This window comes from Methylobacterium sp. Leaf91, from assembly GCF_001422815.1.
In the GTDB taxonomy this organism is placed as follows: Bacteria; Pseudomonadota; Alphaproteobacteria; order Rhizobiales; family Beijerinckiaceae; genus Methylobacterium.
On the sequence record NZ_LMMP01000023.1, the window covers coordinates 345,463 to 355,206 of the forward strand.

The 9,744-nt window shown below is 65.6% G+C and carries 9 protein-coding genes; 4 read left to right on the forward strand and 5 right to left on the reverse strand.

Features of this window, described 5'->3' with window-relative positions; genetic code table 11:
* Positions 1-89: 89 nt before the first annotated feature.
* The 4 genes from ASF32_RS16305 to ASF32_RS16320 all read right to left on the reverse strand — a co-directional run bounded on the left by ASF32_RS16305 (position 90) and on the right by ASF32_RS16320 (position 2,803).
* Positions 90-845: a F0F1 ATP synthase subunit A gene (locus tag ASF32_RS16305; protein WP_018044492.1), complete on the reverse strand. Its 756-nt coding sequence runs from the start codon at positions 843-845 to the stop codon at positions 90-92.
* A gap of 82 nt (positions 846-927) precedes the next feature.
* Complete coding sequence (locus tag ASF32_RS16310; protein WP_056430441.1) at positions 928-1,323, reverse strand: AtpZ/AtpI family protein; 396 nt, start codon at positions 1,321-1,323, stop codon at positions 928-930.
* 204 nt (positions 1,324-1,527) lie between these two features.
* Complete coding sequence (locus tag ASF32_RS16315) at positions 1,528-2,181, reverse strand: DsbA family protein (protein WP_056430592.1); 654 nt, start codon at positions 2,179-2,181, stop codon at positions 1,528-1,530.
* Positions 2,182-2,311: 130 nt separating this feature from the next.
* Positions 2,312-2,803: a DciA family protein gene (locus ASF32_RS16320; RefSeq protein ID WP_056430444.1), complete on the reverse strand. Its 492-nt coding sequence runs from the start codon at positions 2,801-2,803 to the stop codon at positions 2,312-2,314.
* 136 nt (positions 2,804-2,939) lie between these two features.
* Between ASF32_RS16320 and mutY the strand changes: the two genes are divergently transcribed.
* Entirely contained in the window at positions 2,940-4,265 is a 1,326-nt protein-coding gene (gene mutY, locus ASF32_RS16325; RefSeq protein ID WP_056430596.1) for an A/G-specific adenine glycosylase, read from the forward strand.
* 67 nt (positions 4,266-4,332) lie between these two features.
* Here the strand turns inward: mutY and ASF32_RS16330 are convergent, their stop codons facing one another.
* On the reverse strand, positions 4,333-5,526 hold the full coding sequence (locus ASF32_RS16330) for a site-specific DNA-methyltransferase (protein ID WP_280136564.1): 1,194 nt from the start codon (positions 5,524-5,526) through the stop codon (positions 4,333-4,335).
* 644 nt (positions 5,527-6,170) lie between these two features.
* On the opposite strand from ASF32_RS16330, the gene ASF32_RS16335 reads away from it, so the two are divergent.
* The 3 genes from ASF32_RS16335 to ASF32_RS16345 all read left to right on the forward strand — a co-directional run bounded on the left by ASF32_RS16335 (position 6,171) and on the right by ASF32_RS16345 (position 9,192).
* Positions 6,171-6,476, forward strand: a complete 306-nt coding sequence (locus ASF32_RS16335) for a septal ring lytic transglycosylase RlpA family protein (RefSeq protein ID WP_018044485.1) — start codon at positions 6,171-6,173, stop codon at positions 6,474-6,476.
* A 213-nt stretch (positions 6,477-6,689) separates the two neighbouring features.
* The gene (locus ASF32_RS16340; RefSeq protein WP_056430447.1) at positions 6,690-7,007 is read left to right on the forward strand and encodes a polyhydroxyalkanoic acid system family protein; all 318 of its coding nucleotides are present in this window, start codon (positions 6,690-6,692) and stop codon (positions 7,005-7,007) included.
* A 370-nt stretch (positions 7,008-7,377) separates the two neighbouring features.
* Positions 7,378-9,192, forward strand: a complete 1,815-nt coding sequence (locus tag ASF32_RS16345) for an ATP-binding cassette domain-containing protein (protein WP_056430450.1) — start codon at positions 7,378-7,380, stop codon at positions 9,190-9,192.
* The last annotated feature ends 552 nt before the right edge of the window (positions 9,193-9,744 follow it).

The following is a 9,744-nucleotide window of genomic DNA, read 5'->3' on the forward strand; positions in this document are numbered from 1 at the left end:
AAATTGCTCCTGGTATCGGTTCGTTCGTTGCGTGGAGAGGAATCCGGCCGCAACCGCGGACCGGGGACGGAAGGGGATACCGCCGGGGCCTAGTGGCCGGGGTGGAGGGCGTCGCTGAGGTAGATCGAGGCGAGCGTCGCGAAGACGTAGGCCTGCAGACCGGCGACGAGGAACTCGAGGGCCGTCACCGCGACGCTGAGAGCCAGCGGCAGCGGAGAGATCGCACCCCAGGCACCCGCGGCGAGAAGCGCCGGCACGAAGCCCGCGAAGATCTTGAGGGCGATGTGGCCGGCGAGCACGTTGGCGAAGAGACGCACCGCGAGGCTGATCGGCCGCGAGACGAAGGAGACGATCTCGATGGCGACGATCATCGGCATCAGCCAGCCCGGCACACCCGAGGGTACGAACACCTTCAGGAACTTCGTGCCGTGGGCCATGAAGCCGTAGACGATGACGGTGGTGATCACGAGGAGCGCCAGCGCGAAAGTCACGATGATGTGGCTTGTCACGGCGAACGCATAGGGGATCATGCCGAACATGTTCAGGACGAGGACGAACATGAACAGGGAGAAGATCAGCGGCATGAACCGCTCGGACCCGTGCCCGGCCGACTGACGGAGGGTCGAGCCGATGAACTCGTAGAACACCTCGGCCACGGACTGCATCCGGCCCGGCACCACCGAGCGCTGCGCCGTCGCCACGATCGTGATCAGCGCGATGATCCCGACGGCGGCGAACATGTACAGCGCCGACTGGGTGAACGCGATTTCCTGATTGCCGATATGACCGAAGGATACGAGCGGCTTGAGCTCGAACTGGTGGATCGGATCCATCTTTACGGCCATTGCCGCTACCGTCCTTCTGTCCACGAGCGGGCGAGATGCCCGCTTTGCCTCAGGACCGCTCGAAAGCGGCAAAATTCGCCGATCAGGACCGTTCCCGATCCTGGTTCTTGTCGACCACGTTTTTCGCGGCCGGCCTCGAGAGCGAGCCCGAGACACGCATGACGTTATAGACGCCGGTTGCGAAGCCCAGCATGAGCAGAACGATCAGACCCCAGGGCTTCGTCCCCAGAAACTGATCGCACAACCAGCCGAGAATGCCTCCGGCGAGGACACCGGCGATGAACTCCGTGGAGAGTCGCATCGCCAGGCCCAAAGATGACGCCCCGTTGGAGCCACCGGCACCCGACGAGGGGCGAGAAGGAGCGGCGGGCCGCTTCTCCTCGATCCGCTTCTCGAGATGCTTCAGTCTCGCCGAGAGATCCTCGTCCGGCTTCTGCCGTCCGTCTCCATTCCCATCCCCTGCGTCGTTACCGCTCACGGCGAAAACTCACATTGGCGAGAGTGGAGGGAACCGGCCTGAAAACCCCGTCAAGCGCGGCGCACCATAGTTTCGCCTATCTTGAGTGTCAAGGCGCGCCGAATAGGTCTTAAGTTCCTGTAAAATATAGATAAACAGGCCCTTGCGACGATCCTGAACGATGCGCCCCGTTCATGAAGGGCAATCGAAGGCCAAGCTTCGGTCTCAGGCGCCCAGAATCGGCTTGATGACCTTCTCCATCCCGTCGATCGTCATCTCGCCCTTGAAGCGCTCGCCGTTGATGAAAAAGGTCGGCGTCGAGTCGACCTTGAAGGTGTCCAGCCCCTTCTGCTTCACCGCGTTCACGGCAGCGTAGAGCTTCTGATCCTTGAGACAGGTCTCGAATTTCTCCTTCGAGAATCCGGCTTGCCGCAACATCTGCTCCAAGGCATCCACCGGCGATTGCGGCTTTTGCACGTAGGCCCAGCCCTGCTGCTGGTCGAACAGCAGATCGGTGATGGGGTAGTATTTCGCGTCGCCGTCGCAGCGGGCCAGCATGAAGGCCGCGGTCGCCAGAGGATCGAGCGGAAACTCTCGCAGCGTGAAACGGACCTTGCCGGTGTCGACGTAGCGCTCCTTCAAAGCTGGCCAAGTGTTCTTGTGAAACGCGGCACAGTGCGAGCAGGTCATCGAGGCATATTCGATGATCGTGACCTTGGCGTCCTTCGGCCCCAGCCACACGTCACCGAGGGGGCCGGGCTCCATCAGGGAAGCGAGGTTCGCATCTTGGGCGAAGGCGTCGAGTGTCAGCCGGGGCAGGAGCGCGGCCGCGCCGATGGCCATGCCGGTGAGTTTCAAGGTGTCGCGACGGGTGATCATGATGTCGACGGGCTCCGCTCGAAGATCCGATCCATGCGGCTTGCGGTAGAGACCCGCGAACAATCTGACAAGACGGGACCTGCGGTCCCGCTTCCATGCGCCGCGACACGGATGGTGTCGGAAGTGAGATTCAGCGAGATTGCGGTGGTGAGGAAGCCACGATCGCCACGCCGAGCCTATCGAGGGCGTCACGCAACGCGTCGTCGCCGATGGACGACACGGCCAGGGCGACTTCGCCGCGCTTCACCGGATCGAGGGGCGGCACGACCCGCTTGCGAACGGCTTGATGAACGCGCCCCTGCTTGAGGACGAGCTTGCCGATGCAGGCCCAGCCATAATGGGCGTTGATGCGCTGGATCACCACGGGAGCCAGATGCTGCAATTCCAGGGCGAAGACGCCCTCCACGCGCACCACGAGCGTGCCTGGATCCGGCCGGCCCTGCTCCTCCCGCTTGGCACGGCGCGGCCATTCGAGCTTCGAAGGCTGACAGAAGCGGGCGAGGCGCTCGCCGACGATATCGGGCCAGGCCGCGAGGATATCGGTGGAGGCGAACCCCTGCGCGGCGAAAGCCGGTCCGATACAGGTCTCGATCAGCTCGGCGAGGGGTTTGATGCGGGCCATGAGCTCCGAGAGTTTCCGATGCGGGCTGAAGTCGCATGATAGCCCGAACGGCGCCGGCTTTCGAATGCTTTGATCGTTCGCCGCCACCCTGTATGGACGGGCGCCCAACACGCCGGATCTCATGTCGCGGGATTTCATGTCACCGGACTTCACGGCAGCGACCGGTTCTTCTGTTGGAGGCCCGCAGGCCGCCGATCTCCTTTCATGGTACGACCGGCATCGCCGCGTCCTCCCTTGGCGCGCCCTGCCGGGGGAAGCTCCGGACCCCTATCGGGTCTGGCTGTCCGAGGTGATGCTGCAACAGACCACGATCGCGGCGGTCAAACCGTACTTCCTGCGCTTTCTCGAACGCTTTCCCTCCGTGGAGGCCCTCGCGGCGGCGCCGGAGGAGAGCGTCATGTCGGCTTGGGCCGGCCTTGGCTATTACTCCCGCGCCCGCAACCTCCATGCCTGCGCCAAGGCGGTCGTGGAAGCGGGAGCCTTCCCCGACACACTCGACGGCTTGCGCAAGCTGCCCGGGATCGGCGCCTATACGGCCGGCGCCATCGCGGCCATCGCCTTCGACAGGCAGGAAGCGGCAGTGGACGGCAATGTCGAGCGGGTGGTGACCCGGCTCTTCGCAATCGAGACGCCGATCCCCGCCGCGCGTCCCGAGATCCGACGGCTGACGCAGAGCCTCGTCCCGGCGCAGCGGCCCGGTGACTTCGCCCAGAGCCTGATGGATCTCGGTTCGACCATCTGCACGCCGAAGCGACCGGCCTGCGCCCTCTGCCCCTGGATGGCACCCTGCGAGGCCCGCACCCTGGGGCTGCAGGAAACGTTTCCGCGCAAGATCAAGAAAGCGAAGGGCGTCGAGCGCTATGGCGCGGCCTTCGTGGCGATCCGGAGCGGCGACGAGGCCGTATTGCTGCGGACCCGCCCCCCCGAGGGGCTGCTCGGTGCCATGGCGGAGCCTCCGACCAGCGCATGGGAGAGCGGTTACGATGTCGCCCAGGCCCTGCTCGACGCTCCGCTGGACGCGCGATGGAAGCGGCTGCCGGGCGTGGTGCGCCACGTCTTCACGCATTTCCCGTTGGGACTGACCGTCTTCGTCGCCCGCGTCGGCCTCGCCACGAAGGCACCGGCCGGCATGCGCTTCACGCCCAGACGCGACCTCGAAGAGGAACCGTTGCCCGGCGTCATGAAAAAGGTGCTGGCCCATGCGTTCGATCCGAAGCCAGAGGCCGTAAAGCGCGGACGGCCGAAGGCCATGCGGGCGGTCCAGGACACGCCACTCTTCGCAGAAGTCGAGGCTCCGCCGCCCGAGCCGCGCCCGAGCTTTCACCCAGTGCCCAAGCCGGTGCCGCGCGCGGTGGCAAAGCCGCCGATCGAGGACGGGGAGGGGTTTTTCAGCGAGCCGGAGGAATCGCCCCCGTCTGTGGCGCCGCGCAAGCGCGGCAGGCCGAAAACGCGTCCTCGATAGGACGAGCGCGACCCCTCACCCTGCGGGAGAAGTCGGCTCGCGTCCGATCCTCTCACCGTTGAGAGAACTAGGCGGCCGAACCCATCGCGGCCCGCATCCGGCCCCGGAACACGTCGATCAGAACCAGTTTTCCGTCACGCTTGGCGTGCCAGAAATCCCACCCATTGCAGGAGGGAAAGCCCTGGACGAGGGCGCCGATCTTGTGGATCGAGCCCATGGCCGGCCCGACCATCAGCGTCCCGTCGGGACGTACCACGGCCTCATGGCGACCGCGCGCATCGGTGAGGATCTCGCCGGCACGGATATGGCCGGCCTCGATCACGCTCAGGAAGGCGACACGGGGCTCGGCGCGCTTGGTCGGGGCGACGAGGAGGGCGGCCTTGGACAGGGGCTCCACGGCGTCGATCCGGGCGCGGGCCGCCTCGGCATAGACCGTCTCCCGCTCGATGCCGATGAAGCGCCGGCCGAGCCGCTTGGCGACGGCCCCGGTGGTGCCCGTGCCGAAGAACGGGTCGAGCACCACATCGCCGGCATTCGTGGCCGAGAGCAGGGTCCGGGCGAGCAGGGCTTCGGGCTTCTGGGTCGGGTGGACCTTCTGGCCGTCGGCGCCTTTCAGGCGCTCGTCGCCGGTGCAGAGCGGGATGAACCAGTCCGAACGCATCTGGACGTCGTCGTTGCCGCCCTTCAGCGCCTCGTAATGGAAGGTGTAGCTCTTCGATTCCGCCGAGCGGGAGGCCCAGATCAGGGTTTCGTGGGCATTGGTGAAGCGCTTGCCGCGGAAATTCGGCATCGGGTTGGCTTTCCGCCAGACGATGTCGTTGAGGATCCAGAACCCGAGGTCCTGAAGCACCGAACCGACGCGAAAAATGTTGTGGTAGGAGCCGATGACCCAGAGGGTCGCGTTCGGCTTCATCACCCGGCGGGCAGCGGTGAGCCAGGCACGGGTGAACTCGTCATAGGCAGCGAAGCTCGAGAACTGGTCCCAGGCGTCGTCGACGGCGTCGACCCGGCTCTGGTCGGGCCGCAACAGCGAGCCGTCCCCGAGTTGGAGATTGTAGGGCGGGTCGGCAAAGACACAGTCGACGCTTGCCGCCGGAAGGGCGTTCATGGCGGCGATGCAATCCCCGACGAGGATTTCGTCGAGAGGAAGACGCTGGGCGGCGGGTACGAGACCCATCCGCGGCGCCGACACGAGTCGCCCGGTACGCGAGACACTTTTCCGGGCGACGGTGTCGGCAACCGCGGTACGCAGGGAAGCCATGGCAAACACCGGTTACGCGACTGACCGGCAGACCATGGGGCCGTTAACGTAAAGGGCAGGTTGCCGGGGTGTAGACAATGCGTCTCGATTTGGGGCTGCAGATTTTGCCTACCCGCTCCAATACTGACGAATTTTCATCTCTTGCTTGATAAATTTAACTATCCGTTCACCATGAAATCACAGTCGAACGTATATCAACCAGCCGATCTGGAGTTCGACTTGGAACTTCGTCCGAGCCCGTCGCGGATGCTTTCAGCCCACGCGCACCCCATCGGCAGCCATTCCCGCATCGTCAGGGTCACGGGCGACGCGCGCCTCCCATGCACCGCACGCCGGGTTACGGCGATGTCTCGCCATCGATGTGGCGGGCTGTGACGGAGTTGGAGAACGGGAACGAAGCTGTCAACGACCGCCTCCATCCGCTCTCAATATAGAATTTCAGCGCAGGCCCGATTTGCAATATCTTTAGATTTTATTCACACGTCATGAGACCGCCGAAGGCTAATGAAGGCAGGCCTTGCCACATTCTACTGATCTCATTTCAGCCTTCATTGGCTCTATGTTCCGCAGCCTCTGCAACAACAAAGGGAATGCGGATGAATATGAAGCCTGTTCGTTGGACCGCTGCCGCTATTGGAACCGCCATGTCTCTCGCCGCACTCAGTGCACCGGCCGCAGCCCAATCCGGCGCGGCCTCCTGGTACGGCAGCGGCCGCAAGACCGCGAATGGCGAGCGCTTCAATCCGAACGGGATGACCGCCGCCCATCGCAGCCTGCCGTTCGGCACCCGTGTCCGAGTCGAGAACAAGCGCAACGGCCGCTCGGTGGTGGTGCGCATCAACGATCGCGGGCCTTTCGTGCGCGGCCGGATCATCGATCTCGCCAAAGGCTCTGCCCGAGCGCTCGGCATGGGCGGCACGACCTACGTCTCGCTCAAGGTCGTGAACTGACGCGGAACCCGTGACGTCATGGGCATGCCAGAGGATGGCGGTGCCGGGTCGCGACGACGTGCGGCATGCCTCATCCTCCTGATGCCGCATGGCGATTCCGCGAAAGGCGGGTTTCACTGCCGCGCTTGATCAACTAAGGGGCCGGTTGCCGTTGCATGGATGGCGATCGGCCCCATCTTGACGGCTGGATGCGTGTTTGAGGATGGTTCCCCCATGGCAAAGCCCCTGATCGTCGAGATTCCCCACGAGATCGGTCCCGTCGAGGCGAAACGGCGGATCTCGAGCGGGCTGGACAAGGCGAAGGCGGCCTGCGCCAAGGCCGGAATCAATGTCGAACACATGACCTGGACAGACGACCGTCTGAACTTCGCCATGTCGGCCATGGGCCAGAAGGTGGACGGCGAGGTCGACGTCCTTCCGGAGACGGTCCGTATCGAAGTGCGCCTGCCGATGCTGCTGGCCCTGTTCGCCGAGCGGATGAAGAAGATCATCGGCAAGGAAGGCAGCCAGCTCCTGATCAAGAAGGGCTGAGGAGCGCCATCGGGGGAACGGCAACGGGCACTCGCCCGTTTCCAGCCCTCTCCCGAAACTTCGCGAGCAGGTGGCGCCGCCCATGTCGAATCCAGGCCCGATAGATCCCGCGCCCATCCCGGAAGCTCCGGTTCCCGATACGCCCTATGTGGCCCCCCAGACGCCGCCGCCGGCTCCAGGGCCGGATATCCCCGCGTCTACGCCGGCCGAGGCGCCCGCCGAGAGCCCGACGGAGATCCCCGTGATCGACCCGAGCCCCGCTCCCGTCTCGCCCGATCCGTCGCCAACCGGCCCGGCTAACCCGACGATGTAGCCTCACAGGCAAAACCGCATTTGTTCGGGAGCGGCTGCGCTGCCATAAGCCCGCATCATGGCTGCTCCCCCGCTTCTCACCCTCCAGAACGTCGCGCTCACTTTCGGCGGCACTCCGCTGATCGAACAGGCCGACCTTGCGATATCCCCCGGTGAACGGACTTGCCTCGTCGGCCGCAATGGCTCGGGCAAGTCGACGCTGATGAAGATCGCCTGTGGGCTCATCGAGCCCGACAAGGGCGTGCGCTTCGTCCAGCCCGGCACCACGATCCGCTACCTTGCGCAGGAGCCGGATTTCTCGGGGTTCACCACCACCCTCGATTTTGTCGAGCACGGTCTCACCCATGGCGACGACGCCTACCGCGCCCGCTACCTGCTGGAGAGCCTGGGCCTGACCGGCGCCGAGAACCCGGCGAGCCTGTCGGGCGGGGAGGGGCGGCGCGTGGCCCTGGCGCAGGCGCTGGCACCCGAGCCCGACATCCTGCTGCTCGACGAGCCCACCAACCATCTCGACCTGCCGGCCATCGAATGGCTCGAAGCGGAATTGAAGTCCGTGCGCGGCGCACTCGTTCTCATCAGCCACGACAGACGCTTCCTCTCGGCCCTGTCGAAGACCACCGTCTGGCTCGATCGCGGCATCACGAGGCGGATCGAGCAGGGCTTTTCCACCTTCGAGGCCTGGCGCGACGCCTTCTTCGAGGAGGAAGAGCGCGACCGGCACAAGCTCGATCGCAAGATCGCCGACGAGGAGCATTGGCTGCGCTACGGCGTCACGGCGCGCCGCAAGCGCAACGTCCGGCGGCTCGGCAACCTCCACGCCCTGCGCAAGGACCGCCGGGAGGACCGCCGCCCCGTCGGCACCGCCACGATGACCTCCACCGAAGCGGAGAGTTCCGGCGCCCTGGTGATCGAGGCCAAGAATGCCTCAAAGGCCTATGGTGAGCGCCGCATCGTCGACGATCTCTCGATCCGGGTGATGCGTGGCGACCGGCTCGGCATCGTCGGCGCCAACGGCGCCGGCAAGACCACCCTCATCAACCTGCTCACGGGACAATCGGCACCGGATTCCGGCACCGTCGCCTTGGGCACGAATCTCAAGATGATGCTTCTCGATCAGGCCCGGGCTGTGCTGGACCCGTCGATGACGGTCACCGAGGTGCTCACCGGCGGTAGCGGTGACAGCGTGGTCGTCGGCGGCGTGAGCCGTCACGTCATCGGCTACCTCAAGGACTTCCTGTTCGCCCCGGAACAGGCCCGGACCCCGGTGAGGGTGCTCTCCGGCGGCGAGCGCAACCGCCTTCTCATCGCCCGAGCCCTGGCCCAGCCCGCCAACCTCCTGGTCCTCGACGAGCCCACCAACGACCTCGACCTAGAGACCCTCGACCTCCTGCAGGAGATGCTGTCCGATTATTCCGGCACGCTGATCCTGGTGAGCCACGACCGTGACTTTCTCGACCGAGTCGTTGGCAGCGTCCTCGTCAGCGAGGGGGAGGGGCGCTGGGTCGAGTATGCCGGCGGCTATACCGACATGGTGACGCAGCGCGGCCAGGGCGTCGAGGCGCGCAAAAGCGCCACCGCGCCTCGCCCCGACGGCAAGGTAAAGCCGGGCCGCCTCGTCAGCACGTCCGCGCCCCCGGCGCCCAAGACGAAGATGGGGTTCAAGGACCAGCACGAGCTGAAGACCCTGCCGGAGCGAATCGCGAAGCTGCAGACCGAGATCGCCAAGATCCGCACCGTCCTTGCCGACCCGCAGCTCTACAGCCGCAATCCGGTCCTGTTCCAGAAGGCCTCGGCGACCCTCGCGGCGGCGGAGGCCGACCTCTCGGCGGCCGAGGACCGCTGGCTGGAGCTGGAGATGCAGCGGGAAGGGTGAGGCGGGTCGCCCTCCGCACCGGACGCCCGGCAGAGCGTGTCGGCTCGGGCTCCCCCGCTCGGTGACGCGCCCCCCTCGACCGGGGGAAGCCGGAGCGTTCACGAGACCTTCGCCCCCGATGTGACGCCAAGGATCGCCGAGGCTTCCCGATCGCGGTCCCATGGCCGAGACCGTTCTCCCCGACATGAAACTTCTTGATAAAATTCCTATTTCATGCCTATATCCCCACACCTGCCGCCCAGCGAAGGGGGCCTGTCCGGTGACCGACCGGGTGGGCCGAAAGGGGCGGCGGGGCGGTGCCTGCGTCGGTGGTGTCGGTCACCATCGCCCCGGGCGGCGGCTCGATAGTCTGGGGGCTCGGATGGGGGCGCGGTAGGTCGGGAGTTAAATGCCCCGGCACCGACCCCGTTCTGGGCTGCCATGAYGAGGTTTGCGGCCCCTCCAATACGAGAGGGCGTGCGGGGCAAAGTCCGTTCGAACAGCCGGGCTGGGATGCAACACGACCACCTCAGGCGCGACGCAACGCGAGGACCGCTGGAGACACCGCGACGC

What these genes read in the sequence shown, in the direction of transcription:
- ASF32_RS16305 (WP_018044492.1), bottom strand. Translation starts at nt 845, where the DNA reads ATGGCCGTAAAGATGGATCCGATCCACCAGTTCGAGCTCAAGCCGCTC.
- ASF32_RS16315 (WP_056430592.1), bottom strand. Translation starts at nt 2,181, where the DNA reads ATGATCACCCGTCGCGACACCTTGAAACTCACCGGCATGGCCATCGGC.
- ASF32_RS16320 (WP_056430444.1), bottom strand. Translation starts at nt 2,803, where the DNA reads ATGGCCCGCATCAAACCCCTCGCCGAGCTGATCGAGACCTGTATCGGA.
- mutY (WP_056430596.1), top strand. Translation starts at nt 2,940, where the DNA reads ATGTCACCGGACTTCACGGCAGCGACCGGTTCTTCTGTTGGAGGCCCG.
- ASF32_RS16330 (WP_280136564.1), bottom strand. Translation starts at nt 5,526, where the DNA reads ATGGCTTCCCTGCGTACCGCGGTTGCCGACACCGTCGCCCGGAAAAGT.
- ASF32_RS16335 (WP_018044485.1), top strand. Translation starts at nt 6,171, where the DNA reads ATGTCTCTCGCCGCACTCAGTGCACCGGCCGCAGCCCAATCCGGCGCG.
- ASF32_RS16340 (WP_056430447.1), top strand. Translation starts at nt 6,690, where the DNA reads ATGGCAAAGCCCCTGATCGTCGAGATTCCCCACGAGATCGGTCCCGTC.
- ASF32_RS16345 (WP_056430450.1), top strand. Translation starts at nt 7,378, where the DNA reads ATGGCTGCTCCCCCGCTTCTCACCCTCCAGAACGTCGCGCTCACTTTC.